The sequence below is a fragment of the Acinetobacter sp. YH12040 genome, assembly GCF_013420005.1.
GTDB lineage: Bacteria > Pseudomonadota > Gammaproteobacteria > Pseudomonadales > Moraxellaceae > Acinetobacter > Acinetobacter amyesii.
Genome location: NZ_VOZB01000001.1, coordinates 326049 through 350612, shown reverse-complemented (window position 1 = coordinate 350612; position 24564 = coordinate 326049). Strand labels below are relative to the sequence as shown.

Annotated in this window: 26 protein-coding genes; 17 read left to right on the top strand and 9 right to left on the bottom strand. The window is 40.4% G+C overall.

Features of this window, described 5'->3' with window-relative positions:
- Window positions 1-29: 29 nt before the first annotated feature.
- The 8 genes from FTT99_RS01660 to FTT99_RS01625 all read right to left on the bottom strand — a co-directional run bounded on the left by FTT99_RS01660 (window position 30) and on the right by FTT99_RS01625 (window position 8098).
- Window positions 30-1244, bottom strand: a complete 1215-nt coding sequence (locus FTT99_RS01660; RefSeq protein WP_180129324.1) for an OmpP1/FadL family transporter — start codon at window positions 1242-1244, stop codon at window positions 30-32.
- A gap of 162 nt (window positions 1245-1406) precedes the next feature.
- Window positions 1407-2330, bottom strand: a complete 924-nt coding sequence (locus tag FTT99_RS01655; protein ID WP_180129325.1) for a CysB family HTH-type transcriptional regulator — start codon at window positions 2328-2330, stop codon at window positions 1407-1409.
- Window positions 2331-2385: 55 nt separating this feature from the next.
- Window positions 2386-3447 carry a sulfate/molybdate ABC transporter ATP-binding protein gene (locus FTT99_RS01650; RefSeq protein WP_180129326.1) on the bottom strand — a complete coding sequence of 354 codons (1062 nt, stop codon included), beginning with the start codon at window positions 3445-3447 and terminating at the stop codon, window positions 2386-2388.
- Window positions 3448-3458: 11 nt separating this feature from the next.
- On the bottom strand, window positions 3459-4346 hold the full coding sequence (gene cysW / locus FTT99_RS01645) for a sulfate ABC transporter permease subunit CysW (RefSeq protein WP_078192018.1): 888 nt from the start codon (window positions 4344-4346) through the stop codon (window positions 3459-3461).
- Entirely contained in the window at window positions 4343-5176 is an 834-nt protein-coding gene (gene cysT, locus FTT99_RS01640) for a sulfate ABC transporter permease subunit CysT (RefSeq protein ID WP_078190342.1), read from the bottom strand. Before cysT ends, cysW begins: the two co-directional genes overlap by 4 nt.
- Window positions 5177-5261: 85 nt before the next feature.
- Window positions 5262-5867 carry an alpha/beta hydrolase gene (locus tag FTT99_RS01635; RefSeq protein WP_180022492.1) on the bottom strand — a complete coding sequence of 202 codons (606 nt, stop codon included), beginning with the start codon at window positions 5865-5867 and terminating at the stop codon, window positions 5262-5264.
- A gap of 33 nt (window positions 5868-5900) precedes the next feature.
- Window positions 5901-6914: a sulfate ABC transporter substrate-binding protein gene (locus FTT99_RS01630; protein WP_111883967.1), complete on the bottom strand. Its 1014-nt coding sequence runs from the start codon at window positions 6912-6914 to the stop codon at window positions 5901-5903.
- A 176-nt stretch (window positions 6915-7090) separates the two neighbouring features.
- A complete protein-coding gene (locus FTT99_RS01625; protein ID WP_180161178.1) occupies window positions 7091-8098 on the bottom strand; it encodes a sulfate ABC transporter substrate-binding protein in 1008 nt (335 codons plus the stop codon).
- 161 nt (window positions 8099-8259) lie between these two features.
- On the opposite strand from FTT99_RS01625, the gene pabC reads away from it, so the two are divergent.
- The 6 genes from pabC to FTT99_RS01595 all read left to right on the top strand — a co-directional run bounded on the left by pabC (window position 8260) and on the right by FTT99_RS01595 (window position 13268).
- A complete protein-coding gene (pabC, locus tag FTT99_RS01620; protein ID WP_180023347.1) occupies window positions 8260-9069 on the top strand; it encodes an aminodeoxychorismate lyase in 810 nt (269 codons plus the stop codon).
- Window position 9070: 1 nt separating this feature from the next.
- A complete protein-coding gene (mltG, locus tag FTT99_RS01615; RefSeq protein ID WP_180161176.1) occupies window positions 9071-10123 on the top strand; it encodes an endolytic transglycosylase MltG in 1053 nt (350 codons plus the stop codon).
- Between the two features lie 9 nt (window positions 10124-10132).
- On the top strand, window positions 10133-10738 hold the full coding sequence (gene tmk / locus FTT99_RS01610) for a dTMP kinase (RefSeq protein WP_180161174.1): 606 nt from the start codon (window positions 10133-10135) through the stop codon (window positions 10736-10738).
- A 68-nt stretch (window positions 10739-10806) separates the two neighbouring features.
- Window positions 10807-11226: a PaaI family thioesterase gene (locus FTT99_RS01605; protein WP_180161172.1), complete on the top strand. Its 420-nt coding sequence runs from the start codon at window positions 10807-10809 to the stop codon at window positions 11224-11226.
- A gap of 195 nt (window positions 11227-11421) precedes the next feature.
- Window positions 11422-12390 carry a hypothetical protein gene (locus tag FTT99_RS01600; RefSeq protein ID WP_180129331.1) on the top strand — a complete coding sequence of 323 codons (969 nt, stop codon included), beginning with the start codon at window positions 11422-11424 and terminating at the stop codon, window positions 12388-12390.
- Window positions 12391-12401: 11 nt separating this feature from the next.
- On the top strand, window positions 12402-13268 hold the full coding sequence (locus tag FTT99_RS01595) for a histone deacetylase (RefSeq protein WP_180129333.1): 867 nt from the start codon (window positions 12402-12404) through the stop codon (window positions 13266-13268).
- A gap of 53 nt (window positions 13269-13321) precedes the next feature.
- On the opposite strand, the gene nadB is transcribed toward FTT99_RS01595, so the two are convergent.
- Entirely contained in the window at window positions 13322-14968 is a 1647-nt protein-coding gene (gene nadB / locus FTT99_RS01590; protein WP_180129334.1) for an L-aspartate oxidase, read from the bottom strand.
- A gap of 228 nt (window positions 14969-15196) precedes the next feature.
- Here nadB and FTT99_RS01585 point away from each other — a divergent pair, with 228 nt between their 5' ends.
- The 11 genes from FTT99_RS01585 (at window position 15197) to FTT99_RS01535 (ending at window position 24456) form a co-directional block, all read left to right on the top strand.
- On the top strand, window positions 15197-16579 hold the full coding sequence (locus FTT99_RS01585) for a Do family serine endopeptidase (RefSeq protein WP_111883975.1): 1383 nt from the start codon (window positions 15197-15199) through the stop codon (window positions 16577-16579).
- A 119-nt stretch (window positions 16580-16698) separates the two neighbouring features.
- The gene (locus tag FTT99_RS01580) at window positions 16699-17148 is read left to right on the top strand and encodes a thioesterase family protein (RefSeq protein WP_180101969.1); all 450 of its coding nucleotides are present in this window, start codon (window positions 16699-16701) and stop codon (window positions 17146-17148) included.
- Between the two features lie 195 nt (window positions 17149-17343).
- Window positions 17344-19161 carry a translation elongation factor 4 gene (lepA, locus tag FTT99_RS01575; protein WP_111883977.1) on the top strand — a complete coding sequence of 606 codons (1818 nt, stop codon included), beginning with the start codon at window positions 17344-17346 and terminating at the stop codon, window positions 19159-19161.
- A 21-nt stretch (window positions 19162-19182) separates the two neighbouring features.
- The gene (gene lepB / locus FTT99_RS01570) at window positions 19183-20010 is read left to right on the top strand and encodes a signal peptidase I (protein ID WP_111883978.1); all 828 of its coding nucleotides are present in this window, start codon (window positions 19183-19185) and stop codon (window positions 20008-20010) included.
- A gap of 20 nt (window positions 20011-20030) precedes the next feature.
- A complete protein-coding gene (locus FTT99_RS01565) occupies window positions 20031-20402 on the top strand; it encodes a DUF4845 domain-containing protein (protein ID WP_180129337.1) in 372 nt (123 codons plus the stop codon).
- Window positions 20374-21072 carry a ribonuclease III gene (gene rnc, locus FTT99_RS01560; protein WP_168378030.1) on the top strand — a complete coding sequence of 233 codons (699 nt, stop codon included), beginning with the start codon at window positions 20374-20376 and terminating at the stop codon, window positions 21070-21072. Before FTT99_RS01565 ends, rnc begins: the two co-directional genes overlap by 29 nt.
- Window positions 21072-22100: a GTPase Era gene (gene era / locus FTT99_RS01555; protein WP_067765139.1), complete on the top strand. Its 1029-nt coding sequence runs from the start codon at window positions 21072-21074 to the stop codon at window positions 22098-22100. Before rnc ends, era begins: the two co-directional genes overlap by 1 nt.
- 31 nt (window positions 22101-22131) lie before the next feature.
- Window positions 22132-22326 carry an NF038104 family lipoprotein gene (locus FTT99_RS01550; RefSeq protein ID WP_180129338.1) on the top strand — a complete coding sequence of 65 codons (195 nt, stop codon included), beginning with the start codon at window positions 22132-22134 and terminating at the stop codon, window positions 22324-22326.
- An 8-nt stretch (window positions 22327-22334) separates the two neighbouring features.
- Window positions 22335-23051: a DNA repair protein RecO gene (gene recO, locus FTT99_RS01545; protein ID WP_180129420.1), complete on the top strand. Its 717-nt coding sequence runs from the start codon at window positions 22335-22337 to the stop codon at window positions 23049-23051.
- 9 nt (window positions 23052-23060) lie between these two features.
- Window positions 23061-23786, top strand: coding sequence for a pyridoxine 5'-phosphate synthase (pdxJ, locus tag FTT99_RS01540; RefSeq protein WP_180129340.1), 726 nt, complete (start codon window positions 23061-23063; stop codon window positions 23784-23786).
- A gap of 16 nt (window positions 23787-23802) precedes the next feature.
- Complete coding sequence (locus tag FTT99_RS01535; protein ID WP_180003242.1) at window positions 23803-24456, top strand: tRNA-(ms[2]io[6]A)-hydroxylase; 654 nt, start codon at window positions 23803-23805, stop codon at window positions 24454-24456.
- Window positions 24457-24564: the final 108 nt, after the last annotated feature.

Below are 24564 nucleotides of genomic sequence, written 5' to 3'. Positions count from 1 at the left end.
GGCTCGTTTTTTTTGTTTTTAGAAAGCGTTTAAAATCTGTGACCAAATTTCAGACCATAGATCATGGCATCATTGTCTGAGACACTTGCAAGACCTGAAATATGCGATGTTTCAGTATTAGATGGTTTTGAGAGTTTCATATAATACAGGCCAGTCGCTAGAAAATTGTTCGGGTTAAATTTATGCATCATACCTAAACCTAAACCTCGATAGCCATCACTTGGGTTTAAGGTCGACGCCGGATTTCCTGTCCCGTTGTCCCAAATAAACTCTGCAGCAGCGAGCCAACTCGGATTCAATTGATGTGCAATCCCTAACTTTCCTGACCATTGATCTTTCTGATATTCCACCAATTGGATATCAGTTAAATCACGGTATTGTGGATCGAGTGCTGCGTATTGAAGCACGGCATTAAACTGCGGTGGCTGAATGTTGAAATCTTTCCAATTAATCCACCGAACTGTGCCATATACAACATTGTGTGGGCTAATGGCTGTTTGAAAATCAAAATTGACGCTTTGTGGCGTTTGAATTGAGGTATGGGTGTCAAGTACTAATTGAAAAGGACCATTTGAATATAAAGTTGATTCAGAGGTCTTATTTTCATGTTTGATTTTTGAACGAAAGGTTAGGCTAGTTTTAATAGCATATTCAGGGATTTGATAACTGAATCCGAGCAGCCAACCAAGCGCTTCATCTTGTTTAAAATCGGCATGGTAGCCATTGAGAGCAGCATATTGTTGTCCAGAAATTTTTAAATCACCTTTAAATGTTTGTAGGCTTAAACCGCTATAAATATTCCAATTATTATTGGGTTGATAGCCTACCAGTCCAGTTAGGTTATGCGTTCTAAAGTTAATATCGGCGCTTTCAATATCGATATTTGAGCTATCTGGTAAGCGAGGACTATATTGGTAACTGATATCAGTATGAAAAGGTTGCTCATAAATTACTCCCGCAGAAATATTTTCATGTGGTTGAATTTTGAGTGCCAATTTCCCAGAAAATTGTTGATGGGCGAGATTCCCTGTAGAAAAATCAGTTACACCTAGTTCACTAATTGAAGCTTGGTTCTGTACTTTCCCGTTAATTTGAGCATCAACATAAGCGAAACTGGCTTCAGTATAATTTCCGGGTTCAAGAAAGGCCGAGATCGATTGATCTGAGTTTTCTATCCCTGCTGCATACATGATTTGTATGGGGCAGACGATACCGACTGCCACTGCGACGAATTGATTTTTCATAAAGTCCTGGCTTATGGGTCGGAAGTAATGAAGTTTTAATTTTTATTGTGTTGAACGTATTTTAATCACAATTAAAAATAAAGCCAAGAAAACCTAGATAAAATATGTGTTTACCAAAAAAAGAGGACAGCAGGTGTCCTCTTTAATTCGTCAATTGGTCTATCAGTCTTCTGGGTAAGCGACTTTTTTCAACGCTTTGATGTCAGCATCTGGTGAACATAAAGAAATAAACTCATAGCCATAACCGCGTAGTAAATGTCCTTTGCGAACAGCAATCCAAGTGGTATTAACACCAAAAATATCGGTAGGAATTTGTTTTAAACGGTAATCACGTTCTGGGTCATATGCCACATCGTTGACAATACCCACTCCCATATTAAGTTCAACATAGGTTTTAATAACGTCTGCATCAAGTGCGGACATCACGATATCAACATCAAAGCCTGAATCTTCAAAGGCTTTATCAATTTTTGAACGACCTGTAAAACCACCGTGATAGGTAATAATTGGATAGTTCGATAAATCTTCAATGGAGATATTTGATTTTTGGGTCAGTGGGTGCTCTTTAGGCGTAATGATGCTGTGTTGCCAGTTGTAGTAAGGCACGCTTGCCAGGTTATCTTCATTGGTTAATGATTCGGTTGCGATCCCGATATCCGCTTCACCTTGAAGGAGCATTTCTGTAATTTCAATAGGGCTTGCTTGTTGCAAAATTAGATGAACTTTTGGAAATTCTTTTTTAAATTGGTTCACAATCGGCGGCAAGACATAACGTGCTTGCGTATGTGTGGTCGCAATCGTCAATGTCCCTTCATCTACTTTGTTAAAGTCATCTGCCAGACGTTTAATATTATCTGCATCTACGAGCATGCGTTCAACGATACCCAATAATGACTGGCCTGGTTCGGTTAAACCGAGTAGACGTTTACCTTTACGAATAAATAGCTGTACACCAAGTTCATCTTCTAGATCTTTGATGTGTTTACTTACGCCAGACTGCGAGGTGTAAAGTGCAGCAGACGCTTCTGTTAAATTAAAATTCTGACGTACTGTTTCTCGAATAATTCTTAATTGTTGGAAATTCATAATTTTATTTTACCTTAAAAGCAAGTGGGGCTTGTGAAGGCCCCAACTTTTTGTTTTATGCAACTTGGTTTTCAAATAAATGCAAGTTCGTTGCACTTAACCATACCGTTTGATTTGGGCGGAATTGATGCGCTTTCGCTTCATCTGCCGTTAATGAAATTTCAATCAGATTGCCTTGACGGTCATGCAGTTCAGCAATGACTTTACCTGCAATCCAAAGCTCACGTACAAAAGTCGCTTGGATGGCATTTTCTTGCGGCTGTGTATGAATACGCAGTTCATCCGGACGAGCGAAGGCAATGACATTTCCTTGCGGCGCATTGGAGTTTTGTGGCAACAAAATTCGGTCTTCACCAATTTGAATGAGGCCATTGCTATTTTGACCTTCAAAACGGTTGGCTTGACCTAAAAAGTCAAATACAAACGGTGTTGCAGGTTTTTCATAAACTTCACGTGGCGAGCCAATCTGTTCTACGTTGCCTTTGTTCATCACAATGATTTGATCAGCCACTTCAAGCGCTTCTTCTTGGTCATGGGTCACGAAAATAGAGGTGATGTGGAGTTCGTCATGCAAGGTACGTAACCAGCGGCGTAATTCTTTACGAACTTTGGCATCCAATGCACCAAAAGGTTCATCCAGTAATAACACACGCGGTTCAACCGCTAAAGCACGCGCTAAGGCAATACGTTGACGTTGACCACCTGAAAGCTGAGCTGGGTAACGGTCAGCCAAGAAACCAAGCTGAACAAGATCAAGCAAACGAGTAACCCGTTTTTTGATTTCAGCTTCAGATGGGCGTGTTGCACGTGGGCGTACACGTAAACCAAAAGCAATGTTGTCAAATACGGTCATATGACGGAACAGTGCATAATGTTGGAATACAAAACCAACTTCACGTTCACGGACATGAACTTTGGTGGCATCTTCACCTTCTAGAATGACTTGACCGCCATCGGCAGATTCAAGTCCTGCAATGATACGGAGCAGGGTGGTTTTGCCACAGCCTGATGGGCCAAGCAGCGCAACGAGCTGGCCATCAGGGAAATCTAAAGAGATATTTTTAAGTGCATGGAATGCACCAAAGTGTTTTTCAATATTTTTTACTTGAATACTCATGAGGTCATTCCTTAAGAAACTTGTGAATCTTCTTTACGCTTGTCTTGTCGTTCCTGACGTAGTTCAACCCATGTTTTTAAAATCAGGGTCACAATCGCCAAGAGCGCTAATAGTGAAGACACAGCAAAAGCAGCACTAAAGGTATATTCGTTATAAAGGATTTCTACGTGTAGCGGTAAGGTGTTGGTTTCGCCGCGAATGTGACCTGAAACCACAGAAACAGCACCAAACTCACCCATTGCACGTGCATTACAGAGAATCACGCCGTAGATTAAGCCCCATTTGATATTTGGAAGTGTCACTTTCCAGAAGGTCTGCCAGCCTGAAGCACCCAATACGATTGCTGCTTCTTCTTCCTCAGTCCCTTGAGCTTCCATTAATGGAATCAACTCACGTGCCACAAAAGGAACGGTAATAAACACAGTAGCAAGGACAATGGCTGGAACGGCATATAAAATTTTGATGTCGTTATCCATTAGCCAGCCGCCTAACCAACCTTGAGTACCAAAAATCAATACCAACATTAAGCCAGCAATAACTGGAGAGACTGAAAATGGCATATCAATAATCGTGGTTAAAATAGATTTACCACGGAAATTAAACTTGGCAACAGACCATGCCGCAGCTACACCAAAGACGACGTTCAACGGTACGGCAATCACAGCTGTCAGTAACGTAAGTTTTACTGCTGATAATGTATCTGGATGAACCAGTGCTTGGAAGTAAACGCCAACACCTTGTTTAAAGGCTTCAACGAAAACCAAAACCAATGGCAGAATCAGGCAGCTTAAGAAGAAAATTAAAGCAATGATGATCAGGGTATAACGAACCCATGTCGGTTCACGCGTTGCATCACGCGACTGTAATTTTTCCGCAAGCGCATTACTGTTCGTATTCATCGTGCAGTTCTCCCTGTACGGCGACTTGCCCATGCTTGAACCAAGTTAATTAAGAATAAAATGGCAAAAGAAATCACCAGCATCACGACTGCAATCGTGGTCGCGCCTGCATAATCATATTCCTCAAGACGAGAGATGATCATCAATGGCGCAATTTCAGTTTTGAAGGGTTGGTTACCTGCGATAAAAATCACCGATCCATATTCACCCACACCACGAGCAAATGCCAGAGCAAAACCTGTTAACAGCGCAGGAAATAGAATAGGTAAGATCACTTTGGTCACGATCTGAAAGCGGTTTGCGCCCAGTGCCGAAGCTGCTTCTTCAAGTTCAGTTTCTAGATCACTCAGTACAGGCTGTACAGTGCGAACCACAAAAGGAATACCAATAAAGATGAGGGCTAAGGTAATACCGATCGGGGTATATGCGACTTTAATGCCAATAGGTTCAAGGTACTGACCGATCCAACCAGTCGGTGCATATAACGAAGTCAATGCAATACCCGCAACGGCAGTTGGCAATGCAAAAGGTAAATCAACCAATGCATCGACAATACGTTTACCCGGGAAGGTATAACGAACCAAACACCATGCTAAGAGCAAACCAAAAACCACATTGACTAACGCAGCAATAATGGCGGCACTAAAACTCAGTTGTAACGATTTTAAAATACGTTCTGAGCTTAAAATTTCCCATAGTCCATCCCAACCGATACCTAAAGATTTAATAAATACGGCCGAAAGGGGAATGAGCACAATTAAGGATAAATACGCTAGGGTAAAGCCTAGAGAAAGACCAAATCCTGGCAGCACTCGGGATCGCTGCGACATGTTGACTCCTCAAAATGAGAAAAGCTGACTTAAAAGGTCAGCAAAATTGAATAAATGATTTTGCGACAAGCTTAATGCTCAGTACTTAAAAAGCAAATTGAAATAAATACTTGTTTTCATCAGTAAAGCTGATATATTTCATGTGGTTTTCTGAAATTAAGTAATTGAAAATTTCAGGAAACGGTCCAAAACCTGATGCAACATTAATGTGACCCACAGCACCCATATTCACAGGGTAAAGCTTCCAAGCATCAGCAAGTTGTTTTGCATCTTCAAAGCCAAGCCAAGGATCATTTTCACTAATCAACATCGTTGTCGGCACACGAATACTCAGCTGATGAAAAAATGCTTTGTAATCCGTTGTACTGTCGCGTGCAAAGCCGTTTTCTCCAAAGCGAGCTGGATTGGCTGGCGCAACCAAAACTAAATTTTTGATTTTTTTATTCAGTTCAGGATGCAAGGCCAATGCTGCCACTGTGGTCAAACAACCAAAGCTATGCGCCACAATTTGAATTTCACCCTGTAGAGGTCGTACGGTTTGAACAAATTGTTTAATCCAGTCTTTTAGTACAGGGTGATTCCAATCTTTTTGCTGAACACGAGAGCTAGACATGAGCTGACGTTGTAACCAAGATTGCCAATGTGCGTGTTCACTACCGCCTACACCCGGGACAATTACTGTATGTGTCATGTCAAGTTCTCCTGATTCAGTCAATGACTGGTCTTATTTTCCGTTGTTGGCTTTAACGATTTGGTCAAACACGCCGCCATTTTCAAAGTGTGCTTTTTGGACTTTATCCCAACCACCAAATTCTTTATCAATGGTTACGAGTTTAAGTGGCTTAAAGACTGATGCGTATTGTGCAAGCGTTGTAGCGTTACGTGGACGGTAAAAATTCTGAGCTGCGATTTGCTGACCACGTGGTGAATAAAGGAAGTTTAAATAGCCTTTGGCTAAATAAAGATTGCCTTTTTTCTCCGCATTCTTTTCTAGAACAGCAACAGGTGGCTCAGCTAAAATTGAAAGTGAAGGGGTCACAATTTCAAACTTACCCGGTTGTTCACGAATCGCTAAATGTGCTTCATTTTCCCAAGCCAATAACACGTCACCAATACCACGTTCAGCAAAGGTTGTAGTCGAACCACGTGCGCCTGAATCGAGTACTTTCGTGTTTTTATAAATCTTACGGACAAATTCTTGAGCCGTTGTATCATTACCACCCGCTTGATGTTTTGCCCACGCCCATGCAGCTAAATAGTTCCAACGCGCACCGCCTGAAGTTTTCGGGTTTGGGGTAATAATACCCACGCCTGGTTTAACTAGATCGCCCCAATCTTTAATCGCTTTTGGGTTGCCTTTGCGTACTAAGAACACAATCGTTGAGGTATATGGCGTTGAGTTTTGCGGAAGTTTCTTTTGCCAATCTGCAGGTAAAAGTTTGGCTTTTTCTGCAATCACATCAATATCTGCTGCGAGAGCTAAAGTCACCACATCGGCATCTAAGCCATCAATGACGGCACGCGCTTGTTTACCTGAACCACCATGAGATTGTTTAAAATTAATTTTTTGACCTGTACGGCTTTCCCAATATTTACTGAAGTCTTTATTCACACTTTCATAGAGTTCACGCGTTGGGTCGTAAGATACGTTTAAGAAGTCTTTTGCAGCTGCGCCAAAAGAAACCGTCGAAATGACTGCAGCAAGAACACCCAATTTTAATTTTGCGGAAATACTCATGTGAACCTCAATAATTTTTACTTTATCTGTAACATGGGTGAAGAATAGCGCCAATCTTTATGCATAAAAAATAATTAAAAACGAATTTTATATGAATAAAAAAGATAAAAGGCATGTCTATGAAAAAAAAGCATCGACCTTATGCGAAAGGACGATGCTTTTCGGTATTTAAAGCATTATTTGGAATTATTGGTCTTCACGATTTGGTCAAAGATGCCACCATTTTCAAAATGCTTTTTCTGCACTTTGCTCCAACCGCCAAACTCTTTATCAATAGTCACTAATTTTAAAGGTTTAAAGACGGATTTATATTTTGCTAGTACCGCAGCATTACGTGGACGATAAAAGTTCTGTGCAGCAATGGTTTGACCTGCAGGTGAGTACAGATAATTTAAATACGCTTTGGCTAAATTTTCATTGCCATCTTTCTTGGCATTTTTTTCTACAATCGCAACAGGCGGCTCGGCCAAGATAGAAAGTGAAGGGGTCACAATCTCAAACTTACCTGGCTGTTCACGAACTGCCAAATGTGCTTCATTTTCCCAAGCCAGCAATACATCACCAATACCACGTTCAGCGAATGTAGTTGTTGCACCACGTGCGCCTGAGTCGAGAACTTTGGTTTGCTTATAAATTTGACGTACAAATTCTTGGGCTTTTGTATCATTACCACCTGCTTGATGTTTGGCCCAAGCCCACGCTGCTAGATAGTTCCAACGCGCACCGCCCGATGTTTTTGGGTTCGGGGTAATAATGTCGACACCCGGTTTAATTAAATCGCCCCAGTCTTTGATGCCTTTCGGGTTGCCTTTATGTACTAAGAACACAATGGTTGACGTATACGGCGTTGAATTTTGTGGGAATTTCTTTTGCCAGTCTTTTGCAACTAAACCACGTGCAGCAATTTCATCAATATCTGCAGCCAAGGCCAAAGTGACGACATCGGCATCTAGACCATCAATAACAGCACGAGCCTGTTTACCTGATCCACCATGAGATTGTTTAAAGTTAATGTCTTGGCCTGTGGTTTTTTTCCAGTAAACACTAAAGTCTTTATTGAAGTTGTCATACAATTCACGGGTTGGATCATATGACACATTTAAGAAATCTTTGGCAGATGCACTGAATGCTGTGGCAGAAATGAATGCAGCCAAAACCCCAAGTTTTAATTTAGATAGATTCATGTTGTCCTCAATTTTTATACATGTTTTGTTGGATGAGGCAAGAATATCTGTAGTTTTTATGCAGAAAAAATAATTAAAAAAGAATTTAATATGAACAAAAAAGAAATATATGCTGAGCGATTATTTTTTAAAATAAAGTGATGTAATTGGGATGACGACGTATGCAGTGTTTTAAAAATGCGCAGCAAATAGAACAAGTTAATTTACTTGATCGAGCCTTTCACTATGGCGATGGCTGTTTTAGCACGGCACGTATTCGCCAAGGACAAATAGAACTTTTAGCTTTACATATTACACGATTAAAACTGAGCAATGAGCGATTAAAGCTAAATGCAGATTTAAACCTTATTGAAGACACTTTAAAATTGTTACGTAAACAAGATGTCGTCAATGGCACTTTAAAAATTGTGTTGAGTCGTGGTATTGGTCAGCGTGGCTATAGTTTACCTGAGCACCCAGCAGATGTTTGGGTGTTTTATTACCCCAAAACCGTTGCAGATTTTGAGTACGAAACTGTCGAAAGTGGTGTATTACATCAAGCTATTGGGTTAACCATGCCAAGTTTGGTGGGCTTAAAGTCCTTAAATCGATTAGAACAAGTCATGCTCAAAGCAGAGTTGGATCAAACCCCATGGGGCGAAGCTTTGGTGACGGATGTACAAGGTACAGTTGTTGAAGGTGTGAGCAGTAATTGTTTTATTCGCACAAATGAAGGATGGATTACGCCCGAACTTCGTTATAATGGCGTACATGGTGTCATGCGTGCAGAAATTTTAAAACGGATGCAGCAGCTTCAGATTCCATGTACTCAACGTCACGTCAATATGGATGAAATTACGCATTTTCAGAGTGTTTTTTTCTGTAATGCCTTAAGTCCCATGAAAATTGCATCAACTCTGAATGGAGTTGAGTTAGATGTTCAAGCTTGTATTGAACTTTTCCGAACACTTCAATTAAGTCAGATTCGTTAATATGTCCACCGTGTCTAAAAAAACAAATAAGAAAAAATCTGCCAAAGCAGGTTTTCCATTTAAAGCATGTTTGGTTGTGCTACTTGGTATCGTTGTACTTGTGGCGATCTTACTGTGGTCGAGTTTGTTTAAAGCCTATCCTGTGGAAGGCAAAAAGCAAATGTTGGCGATTGGTGCAGGGGATACCTATTCAGGATTTATTGACAGACTAGCCAAAGAGAAACAAGTTCATTTTCCTATTATTTTGAAGTTGTACCAAAAGTTCATGATTAATGACACCTTAAAAGCAGGTGTGTATGAAATTCATGAAGGTATGAGTGTACGAGAAGTTATGGAGTTGATTTCGAATTCTGAAAATGCGCAAATGAATCGAATTTTAGTGATCGAAGGGACGACATTTAAGCAACTGATAGATGCTTTAAAAAATGACCCTTTGGTGACGCATGACATCAGTCATTTACCGTATGCAGAAATCTTAAAAGAGCTCGGCATTCCCTATTCACACCCTGAAGGATTATTTGCACCGAATACGTATTTCTTTGCAAAAGGCGAGTCTGATCGAAAAATTTTGAAGGATTTATATAACCGACAAATCAAAGCCTTAGATCAGGCTTGGACTAATCGAGCTCAAAATTTACCGTATAAAGATAAATATGAAGCCTTGATCATGGCATCGATTATTGAAAAAGAAACCAGTATTGATAGTGAGCTTGAACAAGTGTCTGGTGTATTTGTGCGTCGTCTCAAACAAGGGATGCGTTTGCAAACAGATCCAACTGTGATTTACGGTATGGGTGATAAATACCAAGGCAATATCACTCGCCAAGATTTACGTACACCTACAGCATATAATACTTATACGATCAATGGCTTACCGCCTACACCGATTGCTTTGCCAAGTCAAAAAGCTATTGAAGCCGCGATGCATCCAGATGCGTCAAATAACATCTATTTCGTGGCAACAGGTAACGGTGGTCATAAATTTAGCAGTAATTTGTCAGACCATAACCAAGCGGTACAAGAGTATTTATCGGTAATTCGTGCGAAAAATTGAGGAGTGAGCATGTTTATTAGTTTTGAAGGCACGGAAGGTGTGGGTAAAACCACATTGATTCGTAAACTACATGAGCATTTCCAAAATTTGGGTAAAAATGTCGTACTTACACGTGAGCCGGGTGGTACACCTATGGCTGAACAAATTCGTGCATTACTTCTGGCCGTCAATCATGATGAAGCAATGAGTGATGATACAGAGTTGTTACTTATGTATGCTGCACGCGCACAGCATTTGGCGCGCGTGATTTTACCTGCATTGGCAGAAGGTAAAATCGTTTTATGTGATCGTTTTGCCGATTCGAGTTTTGCTTATCAATGTGCAGGACGTGGTTTAGATCGTGACAAGCTCAATGTCTTAAATGCAAGTTTTGTTGCGCGTATACCGGATATTACTTTTTGGCTTGATGCACCGATTGAAACAGGAATGTTAAGAGCAAGAGAGCGTGGTGCTTTAGACCGTTTTGAACAAGAGAAAGCAACTTTCTTTGAGAAAGTAAGATCAGGTTTTGCTGAGATTCATCAAACGCACCCTGAACGAATGAAACGCCTTGACGCAACCCAAACACCTGAGCATGTTTTCCAACAGGCATTATCGCATCTACAGCAGATCTAAAATGCCATAGTATTTGTTAGGCAATTGATTTAAAAATCATTCATAGCAAAAGTTATGGATGATTTTTTATGCATGCTACAAAACAGGAGATTATCAATTTCCTTAAGACTGAATTTGCGCCAAGCTTAAAGCATTGCACTATCGTTGAAGTTGGTGAAAAGGCTGCCACTTTAATTTGGCATGTGACTGAAAAAGATTTGCGGCCTGGCAATACTGTTTCAGGCCCGACTATGATGACTTTGGCGGACTTTGCATTGTATGTGGCAATACTTGCAGAGATTGGAATTGTCGGACTTGCAGTCACCACAAGTATGAATATTAACTTTTTAAGGAAGCCTGAGGCGAATAAAGATTTGCGGGGAGAATGTCGATTACTTAAAGTCGGTAAAAGCATCATTTATGGTGAAGTGTTGGTGTATTCAGCAGGTGTGGATGAGCCTGTGGCACATATTACTGGTAGCTATTCGATTCCACCGCAGCGACACTGAACTGAAAATATGCAGTTGATCCATTAGATTGGATTAAAATGCAGCAGTCTGTCTAAATAAATTGTGCATTGGTTGGTGAATTTTCTGCGTAGTGTATTTTTATTTGCATAATTTCAAAAACTTAGTAGGAATCAATCAGCTCACAAGTGCTGTTTTAAATCTATAATTGAATCACAGATTTGATTGGTTAAATACATGACTGCTACTGCACATGAAGTTGTTCGGCTCTTTCAGGAGCATGCATATCCTTTGTCAGAAAAATTGACAGAAATGCTGAATGAGCATTACTCACATCAAACAGAACGACGTGGCTGTGGATATACTCAAGCCACACGTGTATTAGCTGAATATATTAATTTGCCGCGTGCATCACATGAATTTCAAGATCTCAAACTCTTTGATCAATATGACACGCATGGTTTACGCAAAATTTTAGATCAAAGTCGTGCTTATCATTTAGATTTGTCAGGTTGGCGTCATCTAGATTTAAATCAAAATTTAATTCAAAATATTCAGCAATTGAAACAATTTACAGACTTTTACGAGGTTTTACAGAAAGAATTACATCTTCAAAAAAGTTTGCGTCAAATTCAGCAACATGCAAATTTGGAAGAAAGTCAGCTTATTTGTACCTTGATTGAAGATCTGATTTTGCCAAAATCGTCAACTGAAAACCAAATCGTTGAAGTACAAGCACTGGCTAATAAGCCAAAAGTTGGCTCTTGTCCAATGGCTGAAAATTTCTTTTTAAAAATTGCACATCGACGTGTATTTCGTAGCGGTGAAATTAATATTTTTGTAGATGAATACGGTCAGCCCTTATTTATGGAAAAATTAAATATGGGGGATAACCATTCTTGTATCAGCTTGAAACCTGTACTCATGAATGGTGTCCGTATTCCAGCCGGTTCACTTTTTTCCGTCGATTATGATGCAGAACAATTAGTTGAAAAACGGGGGAATCGTGAATTTAAAGGTTTTGTGATTCCTTATCAGGCCATTTCTGGGTGGTGGTTTTTACGCTTAACGACTTTGGCTGTGTCGCCACAAAATCGAAAACGTGCATTCAGTACACATTTTCAGCAGCAAGTGGATAATGGTCTGTATAGTCCAGGTACGACTGAGCTTCAGCAATTAATAGATGTGGCGATAGCGCAACTTTGAGTATTTCCATCATGTTAGATGTATGCTTTTCGCCAAAATATTTTGCTCATACCCATACCAATAGTATGGAAAAATTATTGGCGGTTGGAACAGCTTTAGAACAATGGCAGAACATCCGAATACATGAACCTGAGTGTATTGACGCTGAAATTTTAAGCCAAGTGCATGATCCTGTTTATGTGGACGCATTTATGACAGGGCAGCCCACTAAGCTTGCGACCTTTTCAGGTTTTAAGCCTTGGAATACTCAGCTTCGAGATGCAGTGCTGAGAATCAATGCAGGGCAGTTGATGGCTGCAGATTTGGCTTTACAAAAAGGTATCGCAGCGAATGTTGCACAAGGTTTTCACCATGCAGTGTTTGAATATGGCGGATCATTTTGCACATTCAATGGTTTGGCTTTGGTGGCACAGCAGAATCCGAATAAAAAAATCTTTGTACTCGATTGCGATCAACATGGGGGGAACGGCACAGCTGATTTTACTAGACGGTTAGAGAACCTTTTTAATTTTAGTATTTATGGGCTACATTTTGGTTGTCCTACTTATGAACGTTCTTTAACACGGAATGTGCATAAAGATCGTGGAAATTTCGCACAATATACTTTGGCTTTACATGAAGGAATACAGCAAGCTAAAGCATGGGGTGCAGATTTAATTATTTATCAAGCAGGGATGGATTGTCATCAAGCTGACCCTTTTGGTTCATCATGGTTTAGCACCGCTTTGATACAGAAACGCGAAGAAATGGTCTTTAAATTGGCTAAACGTGCAGATATTCCGCTGATGTTTGTATTGGCTGGGGGCTATCAAAATATGAATGATCTTGTAAATCTGCACTTAGAAACTTTCAAAGCGGCATTACATATTTATGGGTAGTAAAATCAAAAAAAGCCGACATCATGTGCGGCTTCTTTTTTAATTTAAAAGTTTTAAGAGACTAACTCAGTATTAACTACAGGGCAATCAACCGTGAAATCAGGTGGTGTTAACACTGTTTTACGCAGTTCATCGGCTTGTTCTGGATAATCCAAAGTAAAATGTAAGCCACGAGACTCTTTACGTTCCATTGCACAGCGCACAATCATTTCTGATACCAGTACCAAGTTACGGAGTTCAATCAGATTTTTACTGACTTGGTAATCTTGGTAATACTCGGTAATTTCACGATTGAGCATTTCAATACGATGGAGCGCACGTTGAAGCCGCTTGGTTGTTCTGACAATACCCACGTAGTTCCACATGGTTTGGCGAAGCTCGTCCCAATTCTGCAAAATCACCACGTCTTCATCAGGGTTGGTCACTTGCGAGTCATCCCATTCTGGGACATGAGGCGCCTGATAAGTCCCTTGATGCTGTGCAGTGATATGTGCTGAAGCACTCATGCCATAAACGAAACATTCCAGTAAGGAGTTACTCGCCATACGGTTTGCACCATGTAGACCAGTATAAGAGGTTTCCCCAATGGCATATAGGCCTGGAATATCGGTCTGACTGTTTTCATCAACCACAACGCCGCCACAGGTGTAGTGAGCAGCAGGAACCACAGGAATCATTTCTTTGGTGATATCAATGCCAAGTTCCATTAAGCGTGCATACAATGTAGGAAAATGTTCTTTGACAAATTCTGCAGGTTTATGGGTGATATCAAGCCAAACATGACGTATGCCCAGACGTTTGATTTCATAATCAATAGCGCGCGCTACAATATCGCGTGGTGCTAATTCGGCACGCTCATCAAAGCGCAGCATAAAGCGTTCACCATCTGGAAGACGTAAATAGGCACCTTCGCCACGCATCGCTTCGGTAATTAAGAAAGAGCGAGCTTGAGGATGATATAAACAGGTTGGATGGAATTGGTTAAACTCCATATTGGCAACACGGCAGCCTGCACGATACGCCATGGCAATACCATCACCCGTCGCAATGTCGGGATTTGATGTATATAAATATGCCTTCATGGCACCACCACAGGCAAGGGCAGTGAACGGTGCTAAAAAGGTATGTACTTTTTCGGTTTTTTCATCTAAAGCATATAGACCGAGAGCACGGTTTTCAGCTTCAGGATTTAATTTTTGTGCGGTGATTAAATCGATTGCAATAAAATTTTCAAAAATATGAATATTGGCTTTTTCTTGCGCACGTTCAACCAATGTTGTGGAAATAGCACGACCTGTGGCATCTGCTGCATGGATAATCCGCCGGTGAGAGTGACCACCTTCACGTGTCAGATGTAACTGTTCTTGTTCGTCTAAAGTAAATTGCACACCCTGATTCAGTAGAAAATCGACAGAAGATTTACCACCTTCAACGGTTTGTTTTACCGCCGCCATTTCACATAAATGCGCACCGGCAATCATGGTGTCATTGATATGCTGTTCAATGGAATCTGTTTTATCGAGGACGGCAGCAACACCACCTTGGGCATAATATGTGCTGGCATCCGTCAGCGTCGATTTAGCTAAAACAGCAATATTAAAATGATCTGGTAGCGATAGGGCTAAACTTAGGCCTGCACCGCCACTTCCCACAATAATTACATCAAATTGATGTATCGTGTTTAAATTAGACATGTCCATCAGCTAATTTTAAAAATGTCCGATCATCACAACTGTTTTTGCCTAAAAACGCAATGACTATAAATTAACTAAATAATGAAAAATATTCATAGATCTGTAATATTTAAGGAATGTTTAAGATTGTTTATCATAAATAATCATCAAACATTTTATTACGAAGCTTAGACTTGCATTGTGATAAAAACTAACGTATTTCAAATGATAAGCACAATTGAGTGAATGCTAACAATGAATAAATCGTATTTACAAAAGGGACTCTATGCAGCTGTGTTTACGGTTGCTAGCGTGCAGACTCAGGCAGCGGGTCCTGTTGATTTTTCCAATTTGGTTGAACAAGTCAGCCCAGCTGTCGTAAGCGTGAATGTGGTTAAAAAGCTTAGTCAAGAAGAGCTTTTGCAGCAACAAGTCCCAGAAATATTACGACGCTTTTTCGGTAATCAGGTGGTTATTCCGCAGCAAAAAATGCCGCAAGAAAAGACCGGTTATGGAAGCGCATTCTTTATTAGTAAAGATGGTTATTTATTGACAAATCACCATGTGGTAGAAGATGCCTCGAAAGTCACCATCGTACTGAATGACCGCCGTGAAATTGATGCCACAGTTGTGGGTAGTGATGAGCGGACTGACGTGGCTTTGTTAAAGGTCAAAGGTTCAAATTTTCCTGAGCTACGCACAGGCAATGTTGACCGTTTACGTGTAGGTGAGCCAGTGTTGGCCATTGGTTCACCATTTGGCTTTGACTATTCAGCTTCGGCAGGAATCGTTAGTGCTAAAATGCGTAATATGATGGGAGAAACCTCGGTTCCATTCATTCAAACCGACGTGGCATTGAACCCGGGTAATTCTGGTGGTCCATTATTTAATCAGTCTGGTGAAGTGGTCGGGGTAAATTCTCGTATCTTTAGTGGTACAGGCGGTTATATGGGGTTATCGTTCTCGATTCCCATTGATGTTGCAATGGATGTTGCAGACCAATTAAAGAAAAACGGCAAGGTAACACGTGCTTATTTAGGCGTCATGCTACAAGATATCGATCGTAATCTTGCAGAGTCTTATAACCTTTCAAAACCAGAAGGTTCTTTGATTACTCAAGTTGCACCAAATTCACCTGCTGCAAAAGCTGGCTTTAAAGTGGGTGATGTCATTTTGAAATTTAATGGCACACCAATTTCACGTACAGGCGAACTGCTGAATTATCTTAATCGTACAGGTCCAAATCAAAGTATTCAGCTTGAAGTACTGCGTGATGATAAACGCCAAAATATTTCAGCAACTTTGATCACAGCACCAGATGATACGCCTGCAAAAGCTGAAACGACATCTGTGAAAAAAGGTCCAGTGATTGGGGTGTCGATCCGCAACTTAAACGCAGATGAATTAAAACAACTGAGTCTAAAAGGCGGTGTCTTGATTCAAGATGTGCGAGCTGGTGGTATAGCTTCACAAGCGAGAATTCAGCCGGGGGATGTTGTCACCCAAGTTAATAATAAAGTCGTAAACAATGCTGAAGATTTTGTGAAAGTTATTTCTGAGTTGAAAAATGGTAGCATTGCACGTGTTTCTTTGATTCGTCAGGGACAGCGTGCGATTGTGGGCATGCGTATTCAGTAATGAGTTACTAAATGAAAACCACTCCAAGCGAGTGGTTTTTTAACTTTAGCGTTTTTGCAATTCACCCTTAGATAAAAATGGGTAGACTGTGGGCCACAATTTAAAATTTGCAGGACGCTATGAGCGATATCTTTGATTTAAAAATTACAGTTCAAGCTGAACATATCGACACATTAAATCATGTGAATAACGTGGTGTACGTCAGTTGGATGCAAGATGTCGCGACAGCACATATTGAAGCTTTGGGTTTAGGCTTAAAAGAATATATTGAATTGAAGCATGCCATGGTCGCTGTTGAGCATCATGTGCAATATCGTAAAGCAGCGCTCGAAGGTGAGGAGATTATTTTACGAACTTGGCTAAATGATATCAATGCATTGTATTCGTTTCGGCAGTACGTATTTTATCGCCCTAAAGACAAAGCGATATTATTTACAGGCAATACACAGTGGGCATGCATTGAAATTGCTACAGGCCGTCCAAAGCGCATGTCGCCAACATTTACCCAAGCTTATCAACCCATCGCAGATAGCATAAATCCGCTTGATTTTAGTGCTTATGATCTCTGAGTTTTAATTGAAACCTCATATTAATGCGAAGACTAGTTAAGTTGTACACGCAGGAAAAGTGGTTAGCATAAAAGCAATGCATTATTTTCGATACTTTGAAAAATCCATCTGCTATAATCCTCGGCAATTTCTATTCGGCTTTTGCTATGCATAAAGAATTGCATGCATAGCGCTTTTATTTTTCCAAGGTAGCCCATGGCGCAAGCTAAAAAATCTGTTGATATAAAAAACATTCGTAACTTCTCGATCATTGCGCATATCGACCATGGTAAGTCGACGCTTGCCGACCGATTTATTCAAACTTGTGGTGGCCTGCAAGATCGTGAAATGCAGGCACAGGTTCTAGATTCTATGGAATTAGAACGTGAGCGTGGTATCACGATTAAAGCTACGTCTGTGACTTTGTATTACACTCATCCTAACGGTGAAGAATACCAACTCAACTTCATTGACACACCTGGGCACGTTGACTTTTCTTATGAAGTTTCACGTTCATTGGCTGCGTGTGAAGGTGCACTGTTGGTTGTCGATGCTGCACAAGGTGTCGAAGCACAGTCTGTTGCTAACTGCTATACAGCAATTGAACAAGGTTTAGAAGTCCTACCTGTTTTAAATAAAATTGATTTGCCGCAAGCAGAGCCAGAGCGTGTTATTCAAGAAATTGAAGACATTATTGGTATCGAAGCGACTGAAGCACCTACATGTTCAGCTAAAACCGGTCTAGGCATTGAAGGGGTGCTTGAAACACTAGTCAATGTCATTCCTGCACCCGAAGGCGATCGTAATGCACCATTACAAGCCTTAATTGTTGACTCTTGGTTCGACAACTATTTGGGCGTGGTTTCTTTAGTTCGTATTAAAGAAGGTCGTGTGCGTAAAGGCGATAAAATGTTGATGAAATCAACTGGTCAAACGCACATTATCACCTCAGTAGGTATTTTTAATCCTAAACATACAGAAACTGACATGCTCGAAGCAGGTGAAGTTGGTTTCGTGATTGCGGGTATTAAAGATATTTTTGGTGCTCCAGTTGGTGATACGATTACCTTGGCAACTACACCAGAAGTTGAAAGCTTACCGGGTTTCAAAAAAGTGAAACCACAGGTCTATGCAGGTTTATTCCCAATCGATTCAAGTGAATTTGAACCGTTCCGTGAGGCGCTGCACAAACTGCAAATTAATGACTCAGCGTTGTTCTTTGAACCTGAAAGTTCAGATGCACTTGGTTTTGGCTTCCGTTGTGGCTTCTTGGGTATGCTGCACATGGAAATCGTACAAGAGCGTTTAGAGCGTGAGTATGATCTTGACCTGATTTCTTCAGCACCAACCGTAATTTATGAAGCGGTGATGAAAAATGGTCAAACCATTTATATCGACAGTCCTTCTAAAATGCCGGATGGTTCAACAGTTGAAGATTTACGTGAGCCAATTGCTGAATGTCACATTTTAGTACCGCAAGAATACTTGGGTAATGTGATGACTTTATGTGTTGAACGTCGCGGCGTTCAAAAGAATATGAAGTTTATGGCGAACCAAGTGGCCATTACGTTTGAAATTCCAATGGCTGAAGTAGTGATGGATTTCTTTGATAAATTGAAATCATGTTCACGCGGTTTTGCATCGTTAGACTATAACTTTGTGCGTTTTGAGTCTTCATCCCTAGTTAAGGTGGATGTGTTAATCAACGGTGAAAAGGTTGATGCCTTGGCTATGATTTGCCACCGACAAGATGCACGCCATCGTGGTATTGCACTTGTGGAAAAAATGAAAGATTTGATTCCACGTCAAATGTTCGATGTGGCTATTCAAGCAGCAATTGGCGCGCAAATCATTGCACGTTCAACTGTAAAAGCGATGCGTAAAAACGTATTGGCAAAATGTTATGGTGGTGACGTGTCACGTAAGAAGAAACTTCTTGCGAAACAAAAAGAAGGTAAGAAACGTATGAAGCAAGTGGGCAGTGTTGAAATCCCACAAGAAGCGTTCCTTGCGGTATTGAAAGTAGAAAGATAATAAATAGAGGTTTATGAGCTCATGGATTTTGACTTTAATTTGATCCTTGTTCCTGCCACAGTCATTTTTTTCTTAATTTGGCTGTTGGATAAGTTTGTCTGGAAGCAACGGCAGACCAAAGGTAAAGGGAATGAAAATGTCGTTATCGCATGGGCTTATGATTTCTGGCCGATTCTAGCGATAGTCTTGGTGATGCGTTCATTCTTATATGAGCCATTTAATATTCCATCTGACTCTATGGTTCCAACCTTAGAAACAGGTGATTTTATTGTGGTGAATAAATATCAGTATGGCGTACGTTTACCTATCGTCAATAAAAAAATTCTTGATGTCGGTGAACCTGAGCGTGGTGATGTCATTGTATTCCGTTATCCACCACAACCAACCATCAGCTATATTAAACGAGTGGTCGGTTTACCAGGTGATCATATTATTTACGATCATGGTCAACTGAGTGTGAATGGTCAAAAGGTGGCAAAAGTTCCTGTAGAATTTAGCCGTGAAAAAGATCAACTTGATACACCTACATCGATTTATCATAAAGAAACCATGGGTAAGCATACGTTTACCATGCGTGAGCTTGAAGGCGTCAATGTTGCGCGCCAAGCACCATTTATCAACTATGTTGAAAATGGTAAATATTCAACAGAAAATGGTTTATATTGGGAAGTTAAGGTTCCTGAAGGTCACTATTTCGCGATGGGGGATAATCGTGATCAAAGTGCGGACAGTCGTTTTTGGGGCTTTGTGCCTGAAGAAAACCTCACTGGACGTGCTTTTTACAAGTGGATGCATAAGGAACCTGGTTTAAAACTGCCTTCATTTAGTCGTAATGGCAGTATTGATTAGTCTTACATCAGGAAAATAAAATGAGACATCAACGGGGAACGTCTTATATCGCAATTTTAATTGCTGTGATTGGTTTTGCTTTTTTAGCTAAAGTTGTTGTTGCGGTTTGGGGACCGTATCTCGATAACAAAATGATTAATGGGTTAATCGAGGAGCAGTTAAAAAGTGGACCTGCGAATATTAGTCCAAGTAAATTTGTTCAAGAAATGGATAAAAGATTTTCAATGAACAGTATTCGCGATGTTAGTTTTAAAGATATTGCTCAAGTCTCTAATGAAAAGGGGCTTGAAGTAAAAACGGATTATGAAATAAGAAAACCTTTCTTATTGAATATTGATATTGTGTTGAAGTTCGAGAAAAGTTTTGATCAAAGCTCAGTCCAAGCTAAATGAAGCTCGTTTAGCAAGTCGTATCGGTTATCAGTTTAAACAACCTGAATTGTTACAACTGGCCTTGACCCACCGATCGGTGAGCCATAAATACAATTATGAACGCCTAGAATATCTGGGCGATTCATTGTTGGGTATGATAATTGCCAATTATCTGTACCATGCCTACCCGCATGAAAATGAAGGGCGTCTAACGCGTATGCGTGCGACACTGGTTCGTCAGGAAGCGCTAGGAAAAATTGCCAATGACTTAAAACTCAGTCAAGAATTAATCTTGAGTACAGGTGAGTTGAAATCTGGCGGTCATCATCGTGAGTCTATACTTGCGGATACCGTTGAATCGATCATTGGTGCAATCTATGTCGATTGTCAGGATTTAAAAATTCTGGAACCGATTGTTCTTAAATGGTATGTGCCATATTTAGATCATATTGAACCGACCGATCAACTGAAAGACCCTAAATCACGTTTGCAAGAGTATTTACAAGCACGTAAAAAACCTCTCCCGGTTTACGAGGTTGTAGATATTCACGGTGATGCTCCGAACCAACATTTTAAAGTTGAATGTACAGTTGAAGGGCTCCCTGTTAAATACGGTGAAGGTTCAAGCCGTCGCTTTGCTGAACAGGCAGTAGCGGCAGAAATCTTAGAAATTTTGGAGAAAAAGTCTTAATGACTACTCATTCCGATCACGTAGATGCTGATCACGAGTCGCAAGGCGACAGTAACGATTTAATTAGTCAGTTCTTTAGTGCACAAGGCACTGAAATTCCAGCCGATTTTAAAAGTGGGTTTGTGGCGATTGTTGGTCGTCCAAACGTGGGTAAATCAACGTTGATGAACCATATTTTGGGTCAAAAACTTTCCATTACCTCTCGTAAACCACAGACCACACGTCATAAAATTGTGGGTATTGACTCACGCGAAAAATCTCAAGCGGTATTCGTAGATACCCCGGGGATGCACAAAAAAGAAGTCCGTGCCATCAATAAAATGATGAACCGTGCGGCACATTCTGCACTTCGTGATGTGAACTTAGTTTTGTTTGTGATTGATGCAGACAAATGGACACAGAATGATGATTTAGTGTTAGAAAAGCTAAAAAATGCCGATATGCCAGTGATTCTTGTGATCAATAAAATTGATACACTAGAGAATAAAAACCATGCATTACCATTGATACAAGAGCGTGCAAAATTAATGAATTTTGCAGAAATTGTTCCTGTATCAGCATTACGTGGTGCAAATTTAGATCATTTGCGCAGCACGATTGAGAAATATTTACCATTCCAACCACCACTGTATTCACTTGAGCAATTAACGGATCGTTCAGAGCGCTTCCTTGCCTCTGAAATTATTCGTGAAAAAATCATGCGTCAATTGGGTGAAGAGCTTCCTTATGATTTAACGGTTCAAATTGAGTCGTTTAAAACAGAAGAAGCAACAGTTAATCCAAAAACTGGTCGTCCTAAAGCGGCGTGTACCTATATTGATGCGACGATTTTCGTCGATCGCTCTGGCCAAAAAGCGATTGTTATTGGTGAGAAGGGTGCCAAACTGAAGAAAATCGGTATGGATGCACGTGTGGATATGGAAAAAATGTTCGAGCAAAAGATCATGTTGACGCTTTGGGTGAAAGTCAAAGGCGGTTGGTCTGATGATGAGCGTGCATTGAAAAGCTTAGGTTATAGCGATATCTAATCGTTAAATAACAAACTTTGAGGGAAGAGTAATGATGAAAGTATTGGCCGTAGTTGCATGTGTTTTGTTTCTACAAGGGTGTATTCATAAAATCGTTACTGTTCCTGTCAAAGTCGCTTATAAAACCACAAAAGGCGTGGTTAAAGGTACTGCTGCAGTTGTGGGTGCAGTCATTCCAGATGGGGATGAAGATGAAGAAGACAAGAAAAAGAAAGACAAGGATTAATATTTCAAATCATGCGTAATGAGATACTGCATGGTTATTTAATTCACCATCGTAAATATCGTGAAAAAAGTCATATTGTGCACTTGTTTACTCAGGAGCATGGTCGAATTGATGGTATTCTCAGGCAAACGCCACCTCCCCAGTATCAACCAATTTGCTTGCAAGCATCTGGTAAGTCCGAACTTAAAAACTTTAGTAAACTCGAAATTGTAAATCAACCGATTTTCTTTTTTGGTGATGCTTTTTTTTCAGGATTTTATCTAAATGAAGTTTTATTGAGGCTATGTCCGTTAGAGGTTGAGATGCCTGAGACATTTGCTCAATATGCACACACCTTGGAAAAACTTCAATGCATGTCTGTCCAGGCCCACCCAGATCTATTCTTACGGCAAATCCTTAGACAATTTGAGCATGTGCTGCTTGAAGAGTTGGGTTTTGCGTTGGATTTTTCAATTGATGCAAATCAACAGCAAATTCAGCCTCATGAAAATTATCAATTTCATTTAAACGAAGGTTTTCAACCTGTCATTAAAGCCTCACGCGCAACATTGTCAGGTCAACATATTTTAAGTATGTGTGATTATGAAAAAGGTGGGGAATTTAATTCTGAACAGTTACAATTACTTTCTAAGTTGTACCGACAAATGATTACTTCCTTGCTTGGCGATCGTCCATTAAAAAGTCGTCAATTGTGGATACAGAATTATCAAACTCAACGTCATTAGGAAAGAATTATGGCAGCTTTGCTTGGTGTAAATATTGACCATGTGGCAACACTACGAAATGCACGTGGGACAACTTATCCAGATCCTGTGAATGCCGCAATTATTTGTGAGCAAGCGGGGGCGGAAGGGATTACGCTGCATTTACGTGAAGATCGTCGCCATATTAAAGATAATGATGTACGTCGTATGCGTTCTGTATTAAAAACCCATATGAACCTTGAAATGGCAGTGACCAATGAAATGGTTGAATTTGCCAAAGAGATTCAGCCGCATCATGTATGCTTTGTTCCTGAAAAGCGTGAAGAAGTCACGACTGAAGGCGGTCTAGATGTGGTTGGGCATTTTGAAGATGTAAAAAACGCGACTCAAGCACTCGCGGCGATTGGTTGCGAAGTTTCATTATTTATTGATGCTGACTTTGCTCAAATTGATGCAGCGATTGCCTGTGGTGCGCCTACGATTGAGTTGCATACAGGTGCATATGCAGATGCTGAAACACCTGAAGCGCAGAAAGCAGAGCTGGAACGTATTATTCGAGGTGCTGAATATGCGGCATCTAAAGGATTGATTGTGAATGCTGGCCATGGCTTAAATATTGACAATGTCACTCCGATTGCGCGCATTGCGCAAATTCATGAATTGAATATTGGTCACTCGATTATTGCTGATGCTGTATTTATTGGATTGGCACAGTCTGTAAAACAAATGAAAGCTGCGATTAAATCTGCACGTTAATTTTTAAGTAAAGTATATGTCAAATATTGATTATGATGCCCTAATGAAGCCAGTCATTGGCTTCTTGGGGTGTGAAACACCAAAAGCATGGCTAGATGAAGCTTTAAATAATTTGGATATCCTGATGCAGGATCATGCCAATTGTGAAAAGAAAGCAGCAAGTACAGCAATGAATTTGATGTTTCGTTATAGTTTTTTCTCGGATTTACAAATCAAACTGGCACAGCTAGTACGTGAAGAAATGCTGCACTATGAGCAAGTGCTGGAACTGATGGCAAAACGTGGTCAGGAATGGACTGCAATCAGTGCTGGTCGGTATGCAGGTGGTCTACGTAAAGAAGTGCGGACTTACGAGCCAGAAGCGTTAATTGATATCTTGGTGATTGGCGCATTTGTTGAAGCACGGTCATGTGAGCGTTTCTATGCGCTTGCACCACATGTGGATGAAGAGTTGGGGCGTTACTACCGCTATTTGCTAAAGTCTGAATCACGCCATTATGAGGACTATTTGGCATTGGCCATGGATGTGGCGATGACCAATAAGCTAAAGAACCCGAAAGAAGATATTCAGATGCGTATTGAGCATATTCGTGAAGTTGAAAAAAATCTGATTAGCAGCCCAGATGATTTATTCCGCTTTCATAGTGGTGTGCCAGTCAAAGCAGCTTGATAAAAAGAATCCTCCAGAATGGGGGATTTTTTATACACTTAAAATAAACGATAATAAGAATTATTTACAATTGTCTTGGGTGAATCTAAAATGAAACGATCTCTATGA

What these genes read in the sequence shown, in the direction of transcription:
- FTT99_RS01660 (WP_180129324.1), bottom strand. Translation starts at nt 1,244, where the DNA reads ATGAAAAATCAATTCGTCGCAGTGGCAGTCGGTATCGTCTGCCCCATA.
- FTT99_RS01655 (WP_180129325.1), bottom strand. Translation starts at nt 2,330, where the DNA reads ATGAATTTCCAACAATTAAGAATTATTCGAGAAACAGTACGTCAGAAT.
- FTT99_RS01650 (WP_180129326.1), bottom strand. Translation starts at nt 3,447, where the DNA reads ATGAGTATTCAAGTAAAAAATATTGAAAAACACTTTGGTGCATTCCAT.
- cysW (WP_078192018.1), bottom strand. Translation starts at nt 4,346, where the DNA reads ATGAATACGAACAGTAATGCGCTTGCGGAAAAATTACAGTCGCGTGAT.
- cysT (WP_078190342.1), bottom strand. Translation starts at nt 5,176, where the DNA reads ATGTCGCAGCGATCCCGAGTGCTGCCAGGATTTGGTCTTTCTCTAGGC.
- FTT99_RS01635 (WP_180022492.1), bottom strand. Translation starts at nt 5,867, where the DNA reads ATGACACATACAGTAATTGTCCCGGGTGTAGGCGGTAGTGAACACGCA.
- FTT99_RS01630 (WP_111883967.1), bottom strand. Translation starts at nt 6,914, where the DNA reads ATGAGTATTTCCGCAAAATTAAAATTGGGTGTTCTTGCTGCAGTCATT.
- FTT99_RS01625 (WP_180161178.1), bottom strand. Translation starts at nt 8,098, where the DNA reads ATGAATCTATCTAAATTAAAACTTGGGGTTTTGGCTGCATTCATTTCT.
- pabC (WP_180023347.1), top strand. Translation starts at nt 8,260, where the DNA reads ATGCAGTGTTTTAAAAATGCGCAGCAAATAGAACAAGTTAATTTACTT.
- mltG (WP_180161176.1), top strand. Translation starts at nt 9,071, where the DNA reads ATGTCCACCGTGTCTAAAAAAACAAATAAGAAAAAATCTGCCAAAGCA.
- tmk (WP_180161174.1), top strand. Translation starts at nt 10,133, where the DNA reads ATGTTTATTAGTTTTGAAGGCACGGAAGGTGTGGGTAAAACCACATTG.
- FTT99_RS01605 (WP_180161172.1), top strand. Translation starts at nt 10,807, where the DNA reads ATGCATGCTACAAAACAGGAGATTATCAATTTCCTTAAGACTGAATTT.
- FTT99_RS01600 (WP_180129331.1), top strand. Translation starts at nt 11,422, where the DNA reads ATGACTGCTACTGCACATGAAGTTGTTCGGCTCTTTCAGGAGCATGCA.
- FTT99_RS01595 (WP_180129333.1), top strand. Translation starts at nt 12,402, where the DNA reads ATGTTAGATGTATGCTTTTCGCCAAAATATTTTGCTCATACCCATACC.
- nadB (WP_180129334.1), bottom strand. Translation starts at nt 14,968, where the DNA reads ATGGACATGTCTAATTTAAACACGATACATCAATTTGATGTAATTATT.
- FTT99_RS01585 (WP_111883975.1), top strand. Translation starts at nt 15,197, where the DNA reads ATGAATAAATCGTATTTACAAAAGGGACTCTATGCAGCTGTGTTTACG.
- FTT99_RS01580 (WP_180101969.1), top strand. Translation starts at nt 16,699, where the DNA reads ATGAGCGATATCTTTGATTTAAAAATTACAGTTCAAGCTGAACATATC.
- lepA (WP_111883977.1), top strand. Translation starts at nt 17,344, where the DNA reads ATGGCGCAAGCTAAAAAATCTGTTGATATAAAAAACATTCGTAACTTC.
- lepB (WP_111883978.1), top strand. Translation starts at nt 19,183, where the DNA reads ATGGATTTTGACTTTAATTTGATCCTTGTTCCTGCCACAGTCATTTTT.
- FTT99_RS01565 (WP_180129337.1), top strand. Translation starts at nt 20,031, where the DNA reads ATGAGACATCAACGGGGAACGTCTTATATCGCAATTTTAATTGCTGTG.
- era (WP_067765139.1), top strand. Translation starts at nt 21,072, where the DNA reads ATGACTACTCATTCCGATCACGTAGATGCTGATCACGAGTCGCAAGGC.
- FTT99_RS01550 (WP_180129338.1), top strand. Translation starts at nt 22,132, where the DNA reads ATGATGAAAGTATTGGCCGTAGTTGCATGTGTTTTGTTTCTACAAGGG.
- pdxJ (WP_180129340.1), top strand. Translation starts at nt 23,061, where the DNA reads ATGGCAGCTTTGCTTGGTGTAAATATTGACCATGTGGCAACACTACGA.
- FTT99_RS01535 (WP_180003242.1), top strand. Translation starts at nt 23,803, where the DNA reads ATGTCAAATATTGATTATGATGCCCTAATGAAGCCAGTCATTGGCTTC.